The organism is Streptomyces sp. NPDC058637, assembly GCF_042717325.1.
Taxonomy (GTDB): Bacteria; Actinomycetota; Actinomycetes; order Streptomycetales; family Streptomycetaceae; genus Streptomyces.
In genome coordinates, this window is record NZ_JBHXRD010000019.1 from 76,244 (window position 1) to 96,302 (window position 20,059).

18 protein-coding genes and 1 pseudogene are annotated in these 20,059 nt (G+C 71.2%); 12 read left to right on the plus strand and 7 right to left on the minus strand.

From position 1 onward, the window contains the following. Positions 1-51 precede the first annotated feature (51 nt). Entirely contained in the window at positions 52-2,148 is a 2,097-nt protein-coding gene (locus ACFWVP_RS20510) for an FUSC family protein (protein WP_384498490.1), read from the plus strand. A 12-nt stretch (positions 2,149-2,160) separates the two neighbouring features. On the opposite strand, the gene ACFWVP_RS20515 is transcribed toward ACFWVP_RS20510, so the two are convergent. Continuing rightward, entirely contained in the window at positions 2,161-2,637 is a 477-nt protein-coding gene (locus ACFWVP_RS20515) for a hypothetical protein (RefSeq protein WP_384498492.1), read from the minus strand. 273 nt (positions 2,638-2,910) lie between these two features. On the opposite strand from ACFWVP_RS20515, the gene ACFWVP_RS20520 reads away from it, so the two are divergent. Next, on the plus strand, positions 2,911-3,153 hold the full coding sequence (locus ACFWVP_RS20520; RefSeq protein ID WP_056793446.1) for a DUF397 domain-containing protein: 243 nt from the start codon (positions 2,911-2,913) through the stop codon (positions 3,151-3,153). A gap of 78 nt (positions 3,154-3,231) precedes the next feature. On the opposite strand, the gene ACFWVP_RS20525 is transcribed toward ACFWVP_RS20520, so the two are convergent. Further along, positions 3,232-3,804 carry an ATP-binding protein gene (locus tag ACFWVP_RS20525; RefSeq protein WP_384498494.1) on the minus strand — a complete coding sequence of 191 codons (573 nt, stop codon included), beginning with the start codon at positions 3,802-3,804 and terminating at the stop codon, positions 3,232-3,234. A gap of 338 nt (positions 3,805-4,142) precedes the next feature. On the opposite strand from ACFWVP_RS20525, the gene ACFWVP_RS20530 reads away from it, so the two are divergent. The 5 genes from ACFWVP_RS20530 to ACFWVP_RS20550 all read left to right on the plus strand — a co-directional run bounded on the left by ACFWVP_RS20530 (position 4,143) and on the right by ACFWVP_RS20550 (position 9,201). Continuing rightward, complete coding sequence (locus ACFWVP_RS20530) at positions 4,143-5,024, plus strand: helix-turn-helix domain-containing protein (protein ID WP_384498496.1); 882 nt, start codon at positions 4,143-4,145, stop codon at positions 5,022-5,024. Between the two features lie 54 nt (positions 5,025-5,078). Continuing rightward, positions 5,079-6,536: an aldehyde dehydrogenase family protein gene (locus tag ACFWVP_RS20535; RefSeq protein ID WP_384498497.1), complete on the plus strand. Its 1,458-nt coding sequence runs from the start codon at positions 5,079-5,081 to the stop codon at positions 6,534-6,536. A 165-nt stretch (positions 6,537-6,701) separates the two neighbouring features. Then, the gene (locus ACFWVP_RS20540; protein ID WP_384498499.1) at positions 6,702-7,343 is read left to right on the plus strand and encodes a PadR family transcriptional regulator; all 642 of its coding nucleotides are present in this window, start codon (positions 6,702-6,704) and stop codon (positions 7,341-7,343) included. Positions 7,344-7,426: 83 nt separating this feature from the next. Then, positions 7,427-8,389 (plus strand): ATP-binding cassette domain-containing protein, encoded by a 963-nt coding sequence (locus ACFWVP_RS20545; RefSeq protein WP_384498501.1) that lies wholly within the window; start codon positions 7,427-7,429, stop codon positions 8,387-8,389. Continuing rightward, on the plus strand, positions 8,386-9,201 hold the full coding sequence (locus tag ACFWVP_RS20550; protein ID WP_384498503.1) for an ABC transporter permease: 816 nt from the start codon (positions 8,386-8,388) through the stop codon (positions 9,199-9,201). Before ACFWVP_RS20545 ends, ACFWVP_RS20550 begins: the two co-directional genes overlap by 4 nt. Positions 9,202-9,213: 12 nt before the next feature. Here ACFWVP_RS20550 and ACFWVP_RS20555 read toward each other — a convergent pair whose 3' ends face one another. The 3 genes from ACFWVP_RS20555 to ACFWVP_RS20565 all read right to left on the minus strand — a co-directional run bounded on the left by ACFWVP_RS20555 (position 9,214) and on the right by ACFWVP_RS20565 (position 11,727). Next, the gene (locus tag ACFWVP_RS20555) at positions 9,214-10,635 is read right to left on the minus strand and encodes a glutamate decarboxylase (protein WP_384498505.1); all 1,422 of its coding nucleotides are present in this window, start codon (positions 10,633-10,635) and stop codon (positions 9,214-9,216) included. 14 nt (positions 10,636-10,649) lie between these two features. Then, positions 10,650-11,273 (minus strand): NAD(P)H:quinone oxidoreductase, encoded by a 624-nt coding sequence (gene wrbA, locus ACFWVP_RS20560; RefSeq protein WP_384498507.1) that lies wholly within the window; start codon positions 11,271-11,273, stop codon positions 10,650-10,652. An 88-nt stretch (positions 11,274-11,361) separates the two neighbouring features. Beyond that, positions 11,362-11,727, minus strand: coding sequence for a YbjQ family protein (locus tag ACFWVP_RS20565; RefSeq protein WP_384498509.1), 366 nt, complete (start codon positions 11,725-11,727; stop codon positions 11,362-11,364). A gap of 146 nt (positions 11,728-11,873) precedes the next feature. Between ACFWVP_RS20565 and ACFWVP_RS20570 the strand changes: the two are divergent. Further along, positions 11,874-12,563: pseudogene (locus ACFWVP_RS20570) on the plus strand (DedA family protein); the annotation flags it as partial. Positions 12,564-12,839: 276 nt separating this feature from the next. Here ACFWVP_RS20570 and ACFWVP_RS20575 read toward each other — a convergent pair. Then, entirely contained in the window at positions 12,840-14,552 is a 1,713-nt protein-coding gene (locus tag ACFWVP_RS20575; RefSeq protein ID WP_384498511.1) for a threonine/serine exporter ThrE family protein, read from the minus strand. A gap of 199 nt (positions 14,553-14,751) precedes the next feature. Beyond that, positions 14,752-15,246 (minus strand): inorganic diphosphatase, encoded by a 495-nt coding sequence (locus ACFWVP_RS20580; protein WP_018959738.1) that lies wholly within the window; start codon positions 15,244-15,246, stop codon positions 14,752-14,754. Between the two features lie 86 nt (positions 15,247-15,332). On the opposite strand from ACFWVP_RS20580, the gene dacB reads away from it, so the two are divergent. The 4 genes from dacB to hpt all read left to right on the plus strand — a co-directional run bounded on the left by dacB (position 15,333) and on the right by hpt (position 19,912). Further along, on the plus strand, positions 15,333-16,817 hold the full coding sequence (dacB, locus tag ACFWVP_RS20585) for a D-alanyl-D-alanine carboxypeptidase/D-alanyl-D-alanine-endopeptidase (RefSeq protein WP_384498608.1): 1,485 nt from the start codon (positions 15,333-15,335) through the stop codon (positions 16,815-16,817). Between the two features lie 48 nt (positions 16,818-16,865). Further along, positions 16,866-18,011, plus strand: a complete 1,146-nt coding sequence (locus tag ACFWVP_RS20590; RefSeq protein ID WP_384498513.1) for a zinc-dependent metalloprotease — start codon at positions 16,866-16,868, stop codon at positions 18,009-18,011. A 189-nt stretch (positions 18,012-18,200) separates the two neighbouring features. Continuing rightward, positions 18,201-19,274: a tRNA lysidine(34) synthetase TilS gene (gene tilS, locus ACFWVP_RS20595; RefSeq protein ID WP_384498514.1), complete on the plus strand. Its 1,074-nt coding sequence runs from the start codon at positions 18,201-18,203 to the stop codon at positions 19,272-19,274. Positions 19,275-19,372: 98 nt separating this feature from the next. Next, positions 19,373-19,912 (plus strand): hypoxanthine phosphoribosyltransferase, encoded by a 540-nt coding sequence (gene hpt, locus ACFWVP_RS20600; protein WP_384498516.1) that lies wholly within the window; start codon positions 19,373-19,375, stop codon positions 19,910-19,912. Positions 19,913-20,059: the final 147 nt, after the last annotated feature.

Genomic DNA, 20,059 nt, shown 5'->3' on the forward strand with positions numbered 1-20,059 from the left:
TGAGAGTGGCATAAGTCGGGCTCATGATGGAATGCGGTTAGGCTCGCCCTCATGAGCTGGTTCCGGGCGCTGAAGGGGACCGCCCGCTCGGGCCTGAGTATCGAGCGACAGCGTCTCGAACCGCTGGTCGCCCTGCGCGGTGCCGCGGGCCTCGCCCTCGTCGTCGGGCTGTCCCTCGCCCTCTTCGGCCCGGTGGTCGCGGCCAGTTCCGCCTTCGGGGCCCACCAGGCGGCCATCGCCACCTTCGAGCGCAGCTGGCGCCCCCGGCCCGTGCTCGCGCTGATCTCGGGCAGCACCCTGGCCGTGTCCACGTTCGTCGGCTACATCAGCATCACCCAGCCCGTCGTGTTCCTGGTCCTGCTGGCTCTCTGGACCTTCGTCGCCGGGCTGACCTGGGCGGCGGGCCCGACCGCCGGCATCCTCGCGGGATCCAACGTCGCGATCATGCTGGTCACGATCACCCTCCCCGGCTCCGTCGCCGACGCCGCCGGGCACGCCGCGATGATGGCGTTCGGCGGGCTGGTCCAGGCGGCCCTGATCGTGCTCTTCCCGGTACGCAGATGGGGTGCCCAGCGCGACGCGCTCGCCGACGCCCTGGCCGCCGAGGCCGGCTACGCGCGCCGGCTGCGCCACGACCCGGTCGCCCCCTTCGACCCCGTACCGCTGATGACCGCCCGCAGCGCCGCCGCCGTCACCCCCCGCGAGGCCCGCCGGCTCCCCGTCGAACTGCACGGCGCCCGAGGCGTCGCCGAACGGCTGCGCCCGGTCCTCGCCTCCCTGGCCGACCCGGCGCTGGGAGTGCCCGGCGACGGGCTGGAGCGGGTCTGGGTACGCGAACTGCTCGGCGCCGCCGGATCCGTGCTGGACGCGGCGGCCCACGCCGTACGGCACGGGGAGCCCGTCCACCTCGCCGCCACCGACCTGGGGGTCCTGGGCACCCCCGACAACGAGGTGATCCTGGCCGGGCCCCCACGCCGGGCCGCGGACCGGCTCGCCGCGCTGCTCGCGGACGTCATCGAGATCGCCGAAGGCGCCGGCACCCGCGAACCGGCGGGGCACGACGCGGACACCCGGCGCCGCCCCAGCCTGCTGCGGCTCGTCCCGGTGGCGCTCGCGGCGATGCGCCGCGAGCTGCGCAGGGAGTCGCCGGTCCTGCGGCACGCGGTCAGGCTCTCGGTGGTCGCCACCCTGGGCTTCCTGCTGGGCGCCGCACTGCCCTTCGGCCACGGCTACTGGGCTCCGATGGCCGCCGTGATGGCGATGCGCCCGGACTTCTCCCAGACCTACTCCCGGTCCGTGGCCCGGTTCGGCGGCACGGTCGTCGGGGTGGCCCTCGCCACCGGCCTCGTACAGGCGGTCGAGCCGGGTATGACGTTCGCCGCCGTCCTCGCGGTGACCTGCGCCGGGCTGATGTACCTGCTGATGCGCACCGGATACGCGGTCGGCCAGGCCTGCGTCTCCGCCTACGTCGTCTTCCTGCTCGGCATGGCGGGCGAGGACTGGTCGCAGACCGTCCTCGAACGGGTCGTCCTCACACTCACCGGAGGCCTGCTGGCGATGACCGCGTACGCCGTCTACCCGGCCTGGGAGACCCCGAGGCTACGGAACCGGCTCGCCCGATGGCTGGTCACGGACGCGCGGTACGCGGCGACCGTCCTCGACGGGTACGCCGACCCGGAGGGCAGGAGCAGCGCCGATGTGCGGAACGCCCTCCTCGACACCCGGGAGGCGCGCGTCGCCTGGCAGGAGGCGCTGGCGACGGCCCAGCACGAACCCGTACGGCACCGCGGTATCTCCCGGGCCGCCGCCGACGAGGCGCAGCACGCCCTCTCCCAGTTCGGCCGGGTCGCGATGCTGCTGGAGGCCCACCTGCCGGCCGGCACGGCCACCCCGGTGCCGGGTGCGGCGGAGCTGGCCGGCACGTTGCGGAAGGTCGCCGAGCAGGGCGCCAAGGCGGTGCGGGAGCGCCGCGTGCCCGACTGGGAGCCGGTCCGCGAGGTCCTCGCGGGCTGGGACGCCCCCGAAGGCCATCCGGAGGCGGTGCCGCCGCCCGACGCCTTCGTACGCAGCGGGGCGGCCATGCTGCTCGACGCCCTGGAGGGCTTCGCGCGGGGCCTGGACGGTCCCAGGGGCAAACGCCGGGTCTGACGCGCCGGCGCGTCAGGGGGCGGGGATCTCCGGCAGCCCGGTCGGCAGCTTGCCGGGATCGGTCCTGGTCAGGGTGTCCTCGGCTCCGCCGTCCCACGAGACGACGAGCTTCTTGCCGTCGTTGGACTCGATGGCACCCATGGTGCGGTCGGTGTTCCCGTCGGCGCAGGTCAGCGCGAGCATCACCTCGCCCGTGTTCTTCACGTCGCCCTGGCAGACGTGCTGGTCGGCGACGAGCGCCACCTTGCCCGAGGAGACGGACAGGACGACCGCCCGGCCGTCGGTTGCCCCTGTCCAGGTGCCGTCCAGCGCCGCCGCGTCCACGCCGGCGGACCCGCTGTCCGCATCCCCGCCGGGTGTCGCGCTCTGCCCGGCACCGGAGCCCGCCGCCGGTTCGCTGCCCGAGTCGTCGTCGCTGCCGCAGGCGGTCAGTGCGAGCGCGGCAACGAGTCCGGCGACGGCGGCGCCGGAGCGTACGAACCTGTCCATGTGGAGTTCCCCCTAGATGAGTCACGGCCGAAAGCCCGCGCCAAGCTACCAGGGGCGAAGAGAACGCCCCGGGAATCGGGAGCCGATTCGGTGCCCCGTTCGTCCCACTACCAAGGGCGGTCGGGCCGGGGAGGGGCGGACGGATATCGAGGGGGAAATCTGTAATCGCACGCACACCCCGTGTGCACGTGCATCTGCTCATGCATTGGCATATGAACACAGCTATGATCCGAGCTAGTTGACACTTGCACCTTGCAACTCGGGGAGCGTCCTGTGCACCACGTGTACAACGGCATGGCGGCCACAGAGCTCCGCGGAGTCGTCTGGCAGAAGAGCAGACACAGCAACTCCCAGGGGTCCTGCGTGGAGTTCGCCAAACTGCCCGGAGGGAATGTGGCGATGCGGAACTCGCGGCACCCCGACGGGCCCGCCCTCGTCTATACGCCGGCCGAGATAGAGGCGTTGCTGCTGGGCGTCAAGGACGGGGAGTTCGACCACCTGGCCACGGGCGGCTGACCGTACGTCCGCCGCCCGCCCGGGCGTGCCGCAGCGCGGCGCCCAGGCCGCGGGCCCCGCCCCGCAGGGTGTCCGGTCCTACGAGGCGTCCGGGCAAGCCTCCGCCGCCGCGGCGTCCGTCAACTCCCGCTCCAGGAGAGCGCCGTCCTTCGCGCCGAGGTCCCGGCCGGTCCTGTCCGACAGTCGGAACAGCGCCCAGACCACCTTGCCGCGCCGCGCACCGTCCCCGGCGAGCACGGGGGACGGGTGCCACCCCCAGGAGTCGCTGAACGACTCCACCAGGAACAGCCCACGGCCCGACTCGGCCGAATCGGGCGCCTCGCCCGCCATCGGGCTCTCCTGGCTGGGGTCGCGCACGGCGCACACCAGCCGTGAGGTCCAGCGCATCAGGTGCAGCCGTACGGCCGGATCCTGCCGCTCACGCGGATGATCGGCGGGAAGCGCGTGCCGCAGCGCGTTGGTGACCAGCTCGGACACGACCAGGGCGACGTCGTCGAACCGGTCGCACAGGTCCCAGGAGGTCAGCGTCGTCCGCGTGAACTTACGTGCACCGCCCACCGCTTCGAAGTGGGCCGGCAACGTGCAGGAGGCCGAACCCGAGACCGCCGAGGGGTCGATGGGGGGAAGCCCCTGCCGTAACGGCTCGAGCATCGTGGATCCATTCGTCCCCATGCGAGGCACTCCCGGGATTCGCGGCTGTAGCGGCACTGCTGGTAACGGCACTGCTGGTACAGCGGCACAACACGAACGTGAACGCAGGTGCGCGAGGGCCATGGTTCCGAATGCGCAGGGCAGATGCAAGGGCAGATGCACGTGCACGTGCCGGACCTGCCCGACAGCGTGCCGGTTCTTGCTCATTTCTTCCGGTACCAAGTTTCGGAGCTTTCTGGAAGTCTTGCCATTTCCGTAATCGAATGAGTACGGGCTGAAGCGTTTTGGTGGCAGAATCCGGCTCCGGGGTGTGGGGGATCCCGGATGTACGGGAAGCGATGGGGAGGGTCGGACCAGTGTCGGCAGGCGAGTCGAGTGGATCTGTGGTGCGGCGCATCCTGCTGGGCTCACAGCTCAGGCGGCTGCGTGAGTCGCGCGGCATCACCCGTGAGGCGGCCGGCTACTCCATCCGCGCCTCCGAATCGAAGATCAGCCGCATGGAGTTGGGACGGGTGAGCTTCAAGGCCAGGGACGTCGAGGACCTGCTCACGCTGTACGGAGTCGCGGACGAGGCGGAGCGGGACTCGCTCCTGGGCCTGGCCCGCGAAGCCAACGTGGCGGGCTGGTGGCACAGTTACGGCGATGTGCTGCCCGGCTGGTTCCAGACGTATATCGGTCTGGAGGGAGCGGCATCGCTCATCCGGATCTACGAAGTCCAGTTCGTCCACGGCCTCCTGCAGACCGAGGCCTACGCCCACGCGGTCGTCTCGCGCGGGATGCGTGGTGCCCCCGCGGCCGAGATCGACCGCAGGGTCGCGCTGCGACTGGCACGCCAGAAGGCGCTCGTCTCCGAGCGCGCCCCCCGGTTCCACGCCGTCCTCGACGAGGCCGCGCTGCGCCGTCCGTACGGCGATCGCGAAGTGATGCGGGCGCAGTTGCGGCATCTGATCGACATGTCGGAACAGCCGAACATCACGCTCCAGGTGATGCCCTTCAGTTTCGGCGGTCACGCCGGGGAGAGCGGGTCATTCACGATGCTGCGATTCCCGGAATCCGATCTGTCGGACATTGTCTATCTGGAGCAGCTGACAAGTGCCCTCTATCTGGACAAGGCGGAGGAAGTCGCCCAGTACGAAAAGGCCATGGTCCGTCTTCACGAGGACAGTCCCGGTCCCGAAGAGAGCCGGGATCTTCTCCGCGGTCTCCTCCAACTCATCTGATTCGCAAGTACGATGACGTACCGACAGGAGTCTGCGCCTGCAGTAAGGGATTGCATGTCCTTCTTCAATGAACTGGCCCACCAGTACATCGACGGCGAGTGGCTGACCGGACGCGGCTCGTGGGACATCATTGATTTCAATCCCTACAACGGCGAAAAGCTCTGCGCCGTCACGGTGGCCACCGCGGCGGAGGTCGATCTCGCCTACCGGGCGGCCGAACGCGCACAGCGCACCTGGGCCGAGGTGAGTCCCTATCAGCGACGGACCGTTCTGGAGAACGCCGTCCGTATCGTCGGGGAACGCAGCGGCGAAATCGTCGACATGATTATCGATGAACTCGGCGGCACCCGTTTCAAGGCCGAGTACGAGGTGCGGGCCGCACAGGAGTTCCTGCGGGCGGCGATCGGGCAGTCACTCCGTCCGGCGGCCCAGCTGCTGCCCGCGGTCGCGGACGGCAAGGAGAACCGGGTCTACCGGCTGCCCGTCGGTGTCATCGGCGTGATCAGCGCCTTCAACTTCCCCTTCCTGGTCACGATGAAGACCGTCGCTCCCGCGCTCGCGCTCGGCAACGCGGTCGTCGTGAAACCCCATCAGAACGCCCCGGTCACCGGCGGCGGCCTGGTCGCCAGGATCTTCGAGGACGCCGGTCTGCCCGCCGGCCTGCTCAACGTGCTGATCACCGACAGCGCCGAGATAGGTGACACCTTCATCGCGCACCCGGTGCCCAAGGTGATCTCGTTCACCGGCTCGGACCGGGTCGGGCGCCATGTCGCCGCCACCGCCGCCGGGCTGTTCAAGAAGACCATCCTCGAAATGGGCGGCAACAGCGCACTGGTCGTGCTCGAGGACGCCGACATCGACCACGCGGTCCGGGCCGCCGTCTTCAGCCGCTTCCTGTACCAGGGCCAGGTCAGCATGGCGGCCAACCGCATCCTGGTGGACCGGTCCGTGGAGGAGGAGTTCACCGAGCGGTTCACCGCCGAGGTGCGCGCCCTCAGGACGGGTGACCCGCGCGACCCGGACACCCGGATCGGCCCGGTCATCAGCGAGTTCCAGGCCGACGCGCTCACCACGCTGGTCGACGACGCGCTCGCGCGGGGAGCCACCGCGCTCGTACGGGGCCGCACCCGCGGCAATCTCGTCGAGCCGACCGTGCTGACCGGACTGCCCGACGGCTCACCGCTGCTGGAACAGGAGATCTTCGGCCCGGTGGCACTGCTGATGCCGTTCGACGGGGAGGACGAGGCCGTACGGATCGCCAACGACAGCCCCTACGGGCTGAGCGGCGCCGTGCACACGGCGGACACCGAGCGCGGGGTGAGGTTCGCGCGGCGCGTCGTGAGCGGGATGTTCCACGTCAACGACTCCACCGTGCAGGACGACCCGCTGGTCGCGTTCGGGGGCGAGAAGGGCTCCGGTATGGGGCGGCTGAACGGTGAGGCGGCCGTGGAGGCCTTCACCACCCAGCGGTGGATCTCCATCCAGCACGGGCGGACGGCCTTCCCCCTCTGACCCCGGCGGACCGCCTTCCCGCTGCCCCCGGAGCCGGCCCTTCCCGCCGAGGGGACGGGCCGGCTCGGGGACAGGCCGAGGTCTGCCGTGAGCTGCCGGACCGCCTCCGATCCGGTGCCGGAGCGGCGGGCTACGCTGGGCGGAGCCGAACACGAAGGGTGGGGTATGTCCGCGATCCGGCTCCTGGTCCTCGGCGCCGTGCGTCAGCACGGCCGCGCGCACGGCTACCAGGTCCGCAACGACCTGGAGTACTGGGGCGCGAACGAGTGGTCCAACGCGAAGCCGGGCTCGATCTACCACGCACTCAAGCAGATGGCGAAGCAGGGCCTGCTCCTCGCGCACGAGAGCGCCCCGTCCACGGTCGGCGGCCCGCCCCGTACCGAGTACGAGATCACCGAGCGCGGCACCGAGGAGTTCCTGACCCTGCTGCGGGCCGCACTGGTCTCCTACGACCAGAGCATCGACGTGCTCTCGGCGGGCATCGGCTTCGTCGTCGATCTGGAGCGGGCCGAGGCGGTCGCGCTCCTCCATGAGCGCGTCACGGCCATCGAGGCCTGGCGGGCCGCCGTCACGGAGCACTACACGCCGTCCGACGGCCCCGAATCCCTCGGGCACATCGGCGAGATCATGAACCTGTGGGTCCACTCGGCCGACGCGGGCGCGGAGTGGACGCGTGGCCTGATCGCGCGGATCGAGGCCGGGGCGTACACCTTCGCGGGCGAGGGCGAACCCTTCGTCGGGGTACTCGCCGAAGGTCAGGAGAACCCCTTCGCGACCGGGGTCCCCGACCCCGGGGACGCTCACTGATCAAGTTTGACGAATGGATGGGTCCGGCGTACCTTCGACGAGCTAGTCAAGTTTGACTAAGTAATCCGAGGGGCTGGTGGCACATGAACGACGCGATCGTCGTCGAAGGAGTGCACAAGCGGTACGGGCAGAAGCGCGCCCTGCACGGACTGGACCTCACCGTCCGGGCCGGCACGGTCCACGGGGTGCTCGGGCCCAACGGCGCGGGCAAGACCACCGCCGTGCGCATCCTGTCGACCCTGCTGCGGCACGACGGGGGCCGGGCGGAGGTGGCGGGCTTCGACGTGCGGTCCGAGGCCGCCGAGGTCCGGCGCAGGATCGGGCTGCTCGGACAGCACGCGGCCGTGGACGAGGAGCTCGGCGGCCGGCAGAACCTGGAGATGTTCGGCCGCCTGTACCACCTGGGCGTACGCCGGGCGGGCGTACGGGCCGACGAACTGCTGGAGAGGTTCGGGCTCGCCGACACCGGGCGCAAGGCGGTCAAGCAGTACAGCGGGGGCATGCGGCGGCGCCTCGACCTGGCCGCGTCCCTGATCACCGACCCGGAGGTGCTCTTCCTGGACGAGCCGACGACCGGGCTCGACCCGCGCGGCCGGGCCGAGGTGTGGGGCGCGGTGCGCTCGCTGGCGGCCGGCGGCACCACGGTCCTGCTGACCACCCAGTACCTGGAGGAGGCGGACCAGCTGGCCGACCGGATCTCGGTGATCGACGGCGGCCGGGTCATCGCGGAGGGAACGGCCGACCGGCTCAAGGCCATGGTGGGCGGCGACCGCATCGACGTGGTCGTCCGTGACGCCGGCCGGCTCGGCGACGCGGCCCGGCTGATGGGCGAGGAGGTGACCGCGGACGCGGACCGGCGGCTGCTCAGCGCCCCCGCCCCGGACCGGATGGCGGCCCTGACCCGCACCGTACGGGCGCTGGAGGAGGCGGGCATCGAGGCGGAGGACATCGCGGTGCGCCGCCCCACGCTGGACGAGGTGTTCCTGTCCCTCACGGGGACCGGCGACGGAGCGGGCACGACGACGGAAGCGGCGGTGGCGGCATGAGTGCGGTGACGGCGGGTACGGCGGGCGCGGGTGGCATCGGATGGGCCCTCGCGGACTCCTGGACCATGACCAGGCGCGAACTGGCGCACTGGGCACGGCAGCCGGTCCAGGTGGTCGTGGGCCTCGTCTTCCCGGTGATGCTCCTCCTGATGTTCAACTACCTGGTCGGCGGCGGCCGGGGGGTCGACGGGGACAACACCGAGTTCCTGGTGCCGGGCATGCTCGCGCTCACCATGGCCTTCGGCCTGGAGAGCACGATGCTGGCCGTCACCCAGGACCTGGGCAAGGGCGTCATCGACCGCTTCCGCTCCATGCCGATGGTCTCGGGTGCGGTCCTGGTCGGGCGGAGCGCCGCCGACATGCTCCAGTCGGTGGCCGCGCTCGCCGTGATGACGGGCGTCGGATACGCGCTCGGCTGGCGGTGGCACAACGGCCCGGCGGCAGCCCTGGCCGCGCTGGGGCTGCTGCTCCTGCTGCGGTTCGCGATGCTGTGGATCGGTATCCACCTCGCGATGGTGGCGGGCAGGCCGGAGATGGTTCAGGCGGTGCAGATCCTGGTCTGGCCGGTGGGCTTCCTCTCCAACGTCTTCGCGTCGCCGGAGTCGATGCCCGGCTGGCTGGGCTCGGTGGTCGAGTGGAACCCGATGTCCGCCACGGCCACGGCCGTCCGCGACCTGTTCGGCAACCCGGGCGGAGCCACGGGCTCCTGGGCCGCCGAACACGCCGAACTGCTGGCGGTGCTCTGGCCGGTGGCACTGCTCGCGGTGTTCTTCCCGCTCGCGGTGCGGAGGTTCGCCCGGCTCAGCCGCTGACCCGGGGCGGCCTCAGTGGTGGAACGCGGTCAGCGCGGCCCGGTCGCGGCTCAACGGATGCGGCTGGGCGCGCAGTTCGGGCAGGAGCCGGCGCACATCGTCCAGCAGCATCTCCGCGAGGTCCGAGGAGAACCCGTTGCGGCAGACCACCCGCAGCACGGCCAGGTCCTGCCGGTTGGCGGGGAAGGTGTACGCGGGCACCAGCCAGCCGTGCTCGCGCAGCCGTCTCGACACGTCGAAGACGTCGTACGCCCGCACGTCGGGGTTCGTCGTCAGGGCGAACACCGGGAGCTCGTCGCCCCGGCTGAGGAGGCGGAAGTCGCCCAGGCTCTCGAACCCCCCGGCGAGCCGTCCGGCCACGTCCCGGGACGCCCGCTGCACGGCCCGGTAGCCCTCCCGGCCCAGCCGCAGGAAGGTGTAGTACTGCGCCACCACCTGTGCGCCGGGCCGGGAGAAGTTCAGAGCGAAGGTCGGCATGTCGCCGCCCAGGTAGTTGACCCGGAAGACCAGCTCCTCCGGAAGCTCGGCCGGTGAGCGCCACAGCGCCCACCCCACACCGGGGTAGACCAGGCCGTACTTGTGCCCCGACGTGTTGATCGACGACACCCTCGGGAGCCGGAAGTCCCACACCAGGTCCTCGTCGAGGAATGGTGCCACCATCGCTCCGGACGCCCCGTCCACATGGACGGGGATGTCGAGCCCGGTGCGCTCCTGGAGCGCGTCCAGCGCCGAGCAGAGCTCCGCGACCGGCTCGTACGAACCGTCGAAGGTGGAGCCGAGGATGCCGACCACACCGATGGTGTTCTCGTCGCAGAGATCGGCGGCGGCCTGCGGATCCAGATGGAAGCGGTCGCCCTCCATCGGGACCTGGCGTGCCTCGACCTCCCAGAACGTGCAGAACTTCTCCCAGCAGACCTGCACGTTGACGCCCATCACCAGATTGGGCCGGGCGGTCGCGGGATAACGGTCGGTGTTCCGGGCCGCCCAGCGCCGTTTCAGCGCCAGCCCGGCCAGCATGCAGGCCTCGCTGGACCCCGTGGTCGAACAGCCCACCGCGGTCGCCGGGTCGGGAGCGTGCCAGAGGTCGGCGAGCATCGCCACACAACGCCGCTCCAGCTCGGCGGTGCGCGGGTACTCGTCCTTGTCGATCATGTTCTTGTCCCGGCACTCCCCCATCAGCACAGCGGCCTGGGGCTCCATCCAGGTCGTGACGAACGTGGCGAGGTTGAGCCGGGAGTTGCCGTCCAGCATCAGCTCGTCGTGGACCAGCCGATAGGCGGTCGAGGGTGACAGCGGGCCGTCCGGGAGGCGGTGCGTGGGCGGCGCCGTGTCCATCGAGGCGGTGGGGTCGGCCTCCCCGAAGAACGGGTTGAGGGCGAGACGGCGGTGTTCTTCTGTCCTCGGTTCACCGTGTGAACCCCGGTGGAGCGGCATGTCGGGTGGCCCTCTCAGTTCTCGGCCGCGAGTCCGGCCTTGATGGCCCGGGTGAACTTCACGACCCGCTCGGCCTGGACCCGGGCGGCGGTCAGGGTCTGCTCACCGACCGGGAGGTCGCCCTGTCCGGAGACGTGGGAGGTGCCGTACGGATTGCCGTCGACGAATTTCGACGGGTCCGTGTAGCCGGGGGTGACCAGGATTCCGCCGAAGTGGTGGACCGTCTGGTAGAGCGCGAGCAGCGTGGACTCCTGGCCGCCGTGGGCGGTGGAGCTGGACGTGAAGCCGCTGTAGACCTTGTCGGCGAGCTGCCCCGCCTGCCAGAGGCCCCCCAGGGTGTCGAGGAACTGCTTGAGCTGGGCGGCGACGTTGCCGTACCGAGTGGGTGAGCCGAGGAGCACCGCGTCCGCCCAGATCATGTCGTCCGGCGTCACCTCGGCGACGCCGGCGGTCGCCTTCGCGTGGGGGGCCCACGCCGGGTTGGAGTCGATGGCGGCCTGCGGGGCGAGCTCGGCGGCCTTGCGCAGCCGTACCCGGGCGCCGGCCTTCTCCGCGTCCTTCGCCATGGCCTCGGCGATCGTGGAGATCGTGCCGGTGGAGGAGTAGTAGACGACTGCGACGTTGACGGACGTGGACATGCGGAAACCTCCGGGAAGCGGATCCGGGCGGGAAGAAGCGGGCCGGCGGCCGCGGGACCGGCGCTCCGGGCCGGTGCCGGGGGGCCGGTCAGGAGTTGCTGATCACGGCCGCCGTTCCGTAGGCGCAGACCTCCGTGCCCACGTCGGCCGCCTCGCTCACGTCGAACCGCATCATCAGCACCGCGTTGGCGCCACGTGCCCTGGCCTGCTCGACGAGCCGCTCCATCGCCTGGTTGCGGGTCTCGACCAGGGTCTTCGTCAGCCCCTTCAGCTCGCCGCCGATCATCGACTTCAGCCCGGCGCCGATCTGGCTGCCGAGGTGGCGGGAGCGGACCGTGAGTCCGAAGACCTCGCCGATGACCTGCGTCACCTGGTAACCCGGTACGTCGTTCGTGGTGACGACCAACACGTCCGCCCGGGCCGTCTGTCCGCCCCCGTAATCCTCAATGCCCATGGGATGGCACCTCCTGAGGACAGCTTTGCCCCGGTTCGTTCCCCTCGCATCCTTGCTTACGCCACTGGAACCCAGAGGCTTCCCGCAGCGTTGATAGCTTGGGGCGGCCACGCAGCCGCCATCGATCGATCCTGGAGCCCGGACCCTTGAATACGCTTGCGCTCGGCCCGAGCTGGCTGGACCCGGACTATCTGCTCAACACGTTCGGCCTTCCCGGCCTTCTGCTGATCGTCTTCGCCGAGTCCGGCCTGCTGATCGGCTTCTTCCTGCCCGGCGACTCCCTGCTGTTCACCACCGGACTGCTGGTGACCACGGGCGACCTGAAGTACCCGCTCTGGCTCGTCTGCACCCTGGTCGCCCTGGCGGCGATCATCGGTGACCAGGTCGGCTACCTCTTCGGCCGCAAGGTGGGCCCGGCCCTCTTCAAGCGCCCGGACTCCCGGCTCTTCAAGCAGGAGAACGTCGAGAAGGCCCACGAGTTCTTCGAGAAGCACGGCCCGAAGTCGCTGGTCCTGGCCCGCTTCGTGCCCATCGTCCGGACCTTCACGCCGATCATCGCCGGTGTGAGCCGGATGGACTACCGCTCGTTCATCACCTACAACATCATCGGTGGCATCCTCTGGGGCGTCGGTGTGACGGTGCTCGGCGCCGCTCTCGGCAAGATCGACTTCGTGCACGAGAACATCGAGATGATCCTCATCCTGATCGTGCTGATCTCCGTGGTGCCGATCGTGATCGAGTACCTGCGCGCCCGCGGCAGGGGCAAGAAGGAGCGCGCCGCGCAGCGCCAGGAGGACCGCGGCCCCTCGGACGGCGGCCCGGGCACGGGCCCGCACGACAACGGCCCCGGCGCGGGTCCCTACGACGGCGGCCCCTACGGCGGCAACGGTCCCGAGGCCGGTCCGTACGGCGGTCCGGGCCCGTACGGCGACGGCGGCGCGGGTCCCTACGGCAGCGGCGGCCAGGGCGGCGGCCCCTACGGCAACGGCCCGGACGCGGGCGGCCAGGGCAACGGCGGCGGTTCCGGCCAGCGCGGGCGGCACGCCAGGCGCTGACCCCACCCGGACGACGGCGGCGCCCTGATCCCCACGGGACAGGGCGCCGTTCGCGTGTCAGAAGCCGCGGGTCCGCTTGGCGGCCCGCCGGGACGGGCCTCCGATCCCGCCCGGCACCCGCATGAACAGCCGCGAGATCTCGCTCCCGAGATTCACCCCGATGGCGATGGCCAGCGCCGTCGCCACCGCGGTGGAGAGCGACGCGAGCCCCGTGTCCAGCTCGTTCTGGGCCACACCCAGCAGACCGAAGTACGTCGCCGAACCGGGCAGCAGGGGGCCGATCGCCGCCGTGATGTACGGCAGCGAGGAGGTGTACCGGTAGCGAGAGAACAACTGGCCGAACAGCCCCACCAGGCCGGCCGCCACCGCGGTCGCCGCCACCGGCGAGATGTCGCCGGTGCGGGCCATCGCCCCGTAGATGACCCAGGCCACACCCCCGTTGAGGGTCACGGCGAGCACGGTGGAACGCTCCTGCTGGAGCAGGATGGCGAAGGCGAGCGTGAGCGCCATCGAGGCCAGGATCTGCAGCACCGGCCGGTCGATGGGCACGAACCGTGCCTCGGGGTTCAGCTGGGCGCCGAGCTGGACGCCCAGGTAGAGCACCAGCAGCACCCCGGCGACGATGCCGATGAAGAAGTACATGACCTCCAGGAGCCGGGCCCCCGCGGTGATGTAGTAACCGGTCAGACCGTCCTGCACCCCTGCGACCAGGGCCCGCCCGGGCAGCAGGGCGAACAGCCCACCGGTGATCACCGCGGACGGCCGGACATCCGTCGAATGGGTGAGGGTCAGCGCGATGCCCATCGCGGCCGGGGGCATGGCCGCCGCCATGAACTGGTAGAACTCCGGCAGCCCGCGCCCGGCGCACAGCCAGGCCAGCCGGTCCCCGAGCATCGCGCCCGCCGCAGCCACTATGAAGACCAGCGCACCACCACCGACCAGCACCGACGCCGAACCGGCGAGCAGCCCGGCGGAGGCGGTCAGCACCCACCCCGGGTACGGGTGCCGGTTACGGCGGATCTCGGCCAGCCGACGGTAGGCCTCCTCCAGCGACACCTCGACGTGCTCCGCGGTCGTGATGTCGTCGATCAGCCGGAACACGGCGGCAAGCCGGGTGTAGTCCGTGCCCCGGCGGCGTACGGTCCTGCTCGCCGTCACCGGGTCCTCGACCAGCGACGGCTGGTGCGAGATGGACAGCAGGGTGAAGGTGACGGTCGGCTCGCACCGGTCGAGCCCGTACGAACGCGTCACCGCGAACATGGCCGCCTCGACGTCCTCGGCACCCTCACCGCCCGCGAGCAGCAGCTCCCCGATACGCAGCGTCAGGTCGAGCACCCTGGGCACCGCGGGGCCCGAGTCGTCGGTCTTCTGCACGCTCTCCGGAGCCGGACGCTCGGTCACGGGCATCCGGAGCATCGTGCGCATCCGGTCCTGCCAGGGGGCTTCCTTGGTCAGGCGGACCATCGGAATGCCGTGCGCGGGAGTGAAGACGGGCTGCTGGTGCTGGGCGCTGTACCCGCTCGGCGTGACGAACGCGGACGTGAGCGCGTCGGCGCCCTGGCCGCCTCCCGGGCCGGAAGCGGAACCCTGGCCCGACCCGGAGGACACCGACGGGTCGGTGTGCAGGCCGGCCGGAAGGGCGAATTCCGATGTGGGGTGGTCGTCCTCGGAAGGAGCCGGTGGCTGCTCCACACCGGCCGGCGGGACGAAGGCGCTGCGTGCCTCGTCGGACTGGGGCTTCTGGTCCTCCGGACCGCCCTGTTCCGCCACTACTCGACCTCGTTCCTCCTCGACGGCGCGTTCTGGGAGCGCTTCTGCCCAGTATGGGCACGGACATGGGCCACCACGCACAACGGGCGGCGCACCGGTGAAGGGTGCGCCGCCCGTTACGTACGGTCAGCAGGGCCGGTCGGCCCGAAACGCCGCGGTCCGCGCCGTCCCGCCCGAAAGCGGAACCGGAGGGACTGCGTCAGTGCGCGCCGCCCTGCGCCTCGAGGCGCTTGTAGGAGGCCTCGATCTCGGCCTCGGCCTCGGTGCGGCCGACCCAGTCCGCGCCCTCGACGGACTTGCCGGGCTCCAGGTCCTTGTAGACCTCGAAGAAGTGCTGGATCTCCAGGCGGTCGAACTCCGACACGTGGTGGATGTCGCGCAGGTGCTCCACCCGGGGGTCGGACGCCGGGACGCACAGCAGCTTGTCGTCGCCGCCGGCCTCGTCGGTCATCCGGAACATGCCGATGGCGCGGCACTTGATGAGGCATCCGGGGAAGGTCGGCTCGTCCAGGATGACCAGCGCGTCCAGCGGGTCGCCGTCCTCGCCGAGGGTGTTCTCGACGAAGCCGTAGTCGGCCGGGTAGCTGGTCGAGGTGAAGAGTCGACGGTCCAGGCGGATCCGACCGGTCTCGTGGTCCACCTCGTACTTGTTCCGCGAACCCTTCGGGATCTCGATGGTGACGTCGAACTCCACGGGTGGCTCCTCCATGATCAACACATACGACTGGTGGTTAAGTGTCCCTCACGCAGATGAGTGCTCGCGAAAGGGGCTGGTCAACGGTGGCCGAGCCGGTGGAGAGACCGACGGACGAACCGTTGAACAGGTGGGGCAGGTGGAAAGACCCGAAGTACCTGAAGCGGGCGACCGGGCCGAAGGACTGGCAGCTCGCCGCAGGCTCCGCGGTGCTCGGCCTGGTGGTCGCCGCCGGTGCCGTACTGGCCGCCGGTCCCTGGGACTCCGGTCAGCGTAAGGCCGAGCAGGACCGGGCCGCCGCCCAGGAGCGCACAGGTGGCGCACATCACCAACGGGCCACGCCCGCCGGGCCGAAGCCCGCCCCCAGCGCGCCCGCCGTCCTGGAACCCCTGGGAGCGGCGGCGGGACTGGCCGACCCGGCGGGCGCGAACAGCCTCAGGGCCGTCCTCGATCCCCTGCTCGACAGGCCCGCCCTCGGCACCGTACGCACCGCCGTCGTCGTCGACACGGCCACCGGCAGGCAGCTGTACGCACGCGGCGCGGCCACCCCCATGACCCCCGCGTCCACGGTGAAGATCGCCACGGGTGTCGCCGCGCTCTCGGCCCTCGGACCCGGCCACCGCATCGCCACGACGGTCCGCGCGTCGGCGGACTCCCGCACCCTCACCCTCGTCGGCGGCGGCGACCCCACCCTGGACAGGGCGGCGCTGCGCGCCCTGGCCGCCGACACGGCACGAGCCCTGCGCGACAGCGGTACCAGCAGCGTCGAGCTGACGTACGACACGTCCCGGTACTCCGGCCCCGCCCTGCACCCCATCGGCCCCAACGAGAACATCACGCCGGTCAGCGCGCTCATGGTCGACGAGGGCCGTCTCGACGGCAGCGACCGGGGCCCCGCCCGCCGTACCGACGACCCTGCGGGCGACGCCGCCCGTGCCTTCGCCGGTCTGCTCGACGACGCCGGGGTGGCCACCCGGTCCGAGCCCTCGTCCGGGCGGGCCGGGGCGGGATCCAGGACCGTCGCGACGCACCTCTCCGAGCCCCTCTCCGCCCTGGTCGAACGGGCCCTGGCCAACAGCGACAACGACATCGCCGAGGCGCTGGTCCGGCAGACGGCCCTGAAGGCGGGCGAGCCGGCCTCCTTCGCGGGGGGCCGGCGTGCCGTGACCGACCGGCTGAAGAAGCTGGGGCTTCCCCTGGCCGGCGCGAACCTCGCCGACGGCAGCGGCCTCGACCGCGCCGACAAGGTGACGGCCGGGCTGCTCACCGGGCTGCTCTCCCTCGCCGCCGACCCCGGCCACCCCGAACTCCGCCCGGTCCTCACCGGGCTCCCGGTGGCCGGATTCACCGGCACGCTCGACGACCGCTACCCAGCGACCTCCCGGGGAACCGGCCTGGTCCGGGCCAAGACGGGCACCCTCACCGGGGTGAACGCCCTCGCCGGAACGGCGGTCGACGCGCAGGGCAGACTGCTCGCCTTCGCCTTCCTGGCCTCCGGCACCACATCCCCGTCCGGGGCGGAAACCACCCTCGACACCCTCGCCACCGCACTCGTCGAAGGCACCCGATGAGCGGCTGACACCCCACCACGGGGCGGCCACCTCACGTACGGTTGACGCATGACGAGCGTCGGTGGTGCCGAGATGGTCGACTGGAATCTCGCGGTCGCGACCGCGACCCGGCTCGTGCGGCCGGGTCCCGAGATCAGCCGCGAGGAGGCCCGCGCCGTCGTCGCGGAACTCCGACGGCATGCCAAGGCCTCCGAGGAGCATGTCCGTTCGTTCACCCGGATGATCCCGGAGGGGCACGAACCCGAGGACACCCCGGTCCTGGTCGTCGACCGGGCGGGCTGGATCAGGGCCAACGTCGCGGGCTTCCGTGAGCTGCTGCGCCCGCTGCTGGGGAAGATGCAGGACCGGCGGGGCAGCGGCCCCGGCGGCGCCGTGCTCGGTGCGGTCGGCGGCAAGGTGACCGGCGTCGAACTGGGCATGCTGCTGTCGTTCCTGGCCTCCCGGGTCCTCGGACAGTACGAGACCTTCGCCCCCGCCAGCCGCGAGCTCCCGGCCTCCGCCAACGGCGGCGGCCGACTGCTGCTGGTCGCCCCCAACATCGTCCACGTCGAACGCGAACTCGACGTGGAACCGCATGACTTCAGGCTCTGGGTGGCCCTCCACGAGGAGACCCACCGCACCCAGTTCACCGGCGTGCCATGGCTCCGCGACCATCTGCAGGGCGAGATCCAGTCGTTCCTCGACGAGACCGACGTCGACCCGACGACGGTCCTGGAACGCCTCAGGGAGGCCGCCCAGTCCTTCTCCGGGGGCAGCCGCCCCGAGGGCGAGCGGGGCGAGGACGGCGACGACGGCGGGCGCAGCCTCGTCGAGATCGTCCAGACACCCGCGCAGCGCGAGATCCTCGGCCGCCTCACCGCCGTGATGTCCCTGCTCGAAGGGCACGCGGACTTCGTGATGGACGGGGTGGGCCCCGACGTGGTGGCCTCCGTCGCCGAGATCCGGGAGAAGTTCCAGCAGCGCAGGGCGCGCGGCGCGAGCCGACTCGACCTGGCGCTGCGCAAGCTCCTGGGCCTCGACGCCAAGCTGCGGCAGTACCGCGACGGCGAGAAGTTCGTGCGGGCCGTGGTCGACGAGGTCGGCATGGACGGCTTCAACCGGGTGTGGACCTCTCCCAACACCCTTCCCACCAAGGCGGAGATCGCCGCCCCCGCGGACTGGGTCGCGAGGGTGCACCGTAGGACAGATTCATGATCACGGCCCGCACGACGGCAGGAGAACGCCTCTCCAATCACCCATCCGAGGGACCATAGGGGCACGGGAAGGCGTGCAATGCTCGATGGACAGCTCGGCTCTGTCACCATCGACGCACTCTGAGTGACGGGACTCCGTCCCGGTACTCCGAGGCACACCCCCCAGAACTCCATCCGAAGGGCACCGGACATGGGTCCCCATCCTGCGGTCGCGGCGATACGCCTGGCGGTCCGCCGCGTACTCCACGACGTCGTCACCGAATACAACCGCGACACCGAACAGGCCGACCGCGCCGAGTTCGCCGAAGCAGGCGCCGGCGCACGACGGGGCGCGCTCCCCGAACGGCCAGGCACCCCGCTCGTGCTCGTCGCCTGCTCCGGGGGCGCCGACTCCATGGCGCTCGCCTCCGCCCTCGCCTTCGAGTCGCGCAAGCTTCCCGTCCGGGCCGGCGGGATCACCGTCGACCACAATCTCCAGCCCGGTTCCGGTCTCCGCGCGGGCGAGGTCGTCACCCGCCTCGCCGAGATGCGGCTCGACCCGGTCGAGGCGGTCGCCGTCCAAGTCGGCCGCGAAGGCGGGCCCGAGGCCGCCGCCCGCGAGGCCCGTTACGCCGCGCTGGACGCCGCCGCCGAGCGCCACGGCGCCGCCGCGGTCCTCCTCGGCCACACCCGCGACGACCAGGCCGAGACCGTCCTCCTCGGTCTCGCCCGCGGTTCCGGCATCCGCTCGCTCTCCGGGATGGCCGCCGCCTCCGGCCCGGAGGGCCGCTACCGCCGCCCCTTCCTCCAGCTCGACCGGCAGACCGCCCGCAAGGCCTGCATGGTCCAGTCGCTCCCCGTCTGGGACGACCCCCACAACGTCGACCCCGCCTACACCCGCTCCCGGCTGCGCCACGAGGGCCTGCCCGCCCTGGAGAAGGCGCTGGGCAAGGGTGTCGTCGAAGCCCTCGCCCGCACGGCCCAGCTATCCCGTGACGACGCCGACGCCCTCGACACCTGGGCCGCCGAGGCCGCCCGCTCGGTGCGCGACGACGACGGACGCCTGGAGTGCGCCAAGCTCTCGGTCCTCCCGCCCGCGGTACGCCGCCGGGTACTGCGACGCGCCCTCATCGACGCCGGATCCCCCGCCGGTTCGCTCTTCGCCCGGCACATCGAGGAAGTCGACCGGCTCATCACGGGCTGGCGCGGCCAGGGGGCCATCAACCTGCCCGGCCGCGTCGGGGCACGGCGGCAGGGTGGCAGACTGGTGATTCGGCAGAGCTGAAGCGCAAGCGGCTGACGTGCAGGCGAGACGGCCCGTCCGGCCCGGGGGAAGCCCGGGTCCGGCAGGCAGAGAAAGAGACGCGGGTGAACGAGAAGGACATGGGTACCGACCTTCAGTCGGTGCTCCTCACCAAGGAAGAGATCGACGCGAAGCTCGTCGAGCTGGCCGCGAAGATCGACGCGGAGTACGCGGGCAAGGACCTGCTTCTCGTCGGCGTGCTCAAGGGCGCGGTGATGGTCATGGCGGATCTGGCGCGCGCGCTGTCCACCCCCGTCACGATGGACTGGATGGCCGTCTCCTCGTACGGCGCGGGGACGCAGTCCTCGGGCGTCGTACGGATCCTCAAGGACCTCGACACCGACATCAAGGGCAAGCACGTCCTGATCGTCGAGGACATCATCGACTCGGGTCTGACGCTGTCCTGGCTGCTGACCAACCTCGGTTCGCGTGAGCCGGCGAGCCTGGAGGTCTGCACACTCCTGCGCAAGCCGGACGCCGCGAAGGTCGCGATCGACGTGAAGTGGGTCGGCTTCGACATCCCCAACGAGTTCGTCGTCGGCTACGGGCTGGACTACGCGGAGAAGTACCGCAACCTCCCCTTCGTCGGCACGCTGGCCCCGCACGTCTACGGCGGCTGACACCCGCCCCGAGGGGGCCGGCCGAACCCGGCCGGACTCCGGGGAACCCTCACAGCCCTCCCGCCGTTGGAGCCTTCGAAGGCGGGTTTGTCAGACGTCCCCTGCGGTCGCGGGTGACAATGCTGGGGTACCGTCCGAAGAACAGTC

Excerpts from the sequence above, each read along its gene's own strand:
- ACFWVP_RS20510 (WP_384498490.1), top strand. The coding sequence starts at position 52 with ATGAGCTGGTTCCGGGCGCTGAAGGGGACCGCCCGCTCGGGCCTGAGT.
- ACFWVP_RS20545 (WP_384498501.1), top strand. The coding sequence starts at position 7,427 with ATGAACGACGCGATCGTCGTCGAAGGAGTGCACAAGCGGTACGGGCAG.
- ACFWVP_RS20565 (WP_384498509.1), bottom strand. The coding sequence starts at position 11,727 with ATGGGCATTGAGGATTACGGGGGCGGACAGACGGCCCGGGCGGACGTG.
- ACFWVP_RS20555 (WP_384498505.1), bottom strand. The coding sequence starts at position 10,635 with ATGCCGCTCCACCGGGGTTCACACGGTGAACCGAGGACAGAAGAACAC.
- ACFWVP_RS20540 (WP_384498499.1), top strand. The coding sequence starts at position 6,702 with ATGTCCGCGATCCGGCTCCTGGTCCTCGGCGCCGTGCGTCAGCACGGC.
- ACFWVP_RS20550 (WP_384498503.1), top strand. The coding sequence starts at position 8,386 with ATGAGTGCGGTGACGGCGGGTACGGCGGGCGCGGGTGGCATCGGATGG.
- ACFWVP_RS20590 (WP_384498513.1), top strand. The coding sequence starts at position 16,866 with ATGACGAGCGTCGGTGGTGCCGAGATGGTCGACTGGAATCTCGCGGTC.
- hpt (WP_384498516.1), top strand. The coding sequence starts at position 19,373 with ATGGGTACCGACCTTCAGTCGGTGCTCCTCACCAAGGAAGAGATCGAC.
- tilS (WP_384498514.1), top strand. The coding sequence starts at position 18,201 with ATGGGTCCCCATCCTGCGGTCGCGGCGATACGCCTGGCGGTCCGCCGC.
- ACFWVP_RS20530 (WP_384498496.1), top strand. The coding sequence starts at position 4,143 with ATGGGGAGGGTCGGACCAGTGTCGGCAGGCGAGTCGAGTGGATCTGTG.
- ACFWVP_RS20515 (WP_384498492.1), bottom strand. The coding sequence starts at position 2,637 with ATGGACAGGTTCGTACGCTCCGGCGCCGCCGTCGCCGGACTCGTTGCC.
- wrbA (WP_384498507.1), bottom strand. The coding sequence starts at position 11,273 with ATGTCCACGTCCGTCAACGTCGCAGTCGTCTACTACTCCTCCACCGGC.
- ACFWVP_RS20525 (WP_384498494.1), bottom strand. The coding sequence starts at position 3,804 with ATGCTCGAGCCGTTACGGCAGGGGCTTCCCCCCATCGACCCCTCGGCG.
- ACFWVP_RS20535 (WP_384498497.1), top strand. The coding sequence starts at position 5,079 with ATGTCCTTCTTCAATGAACTGGCCCACCAGTACATCGACGGCGAGTGG.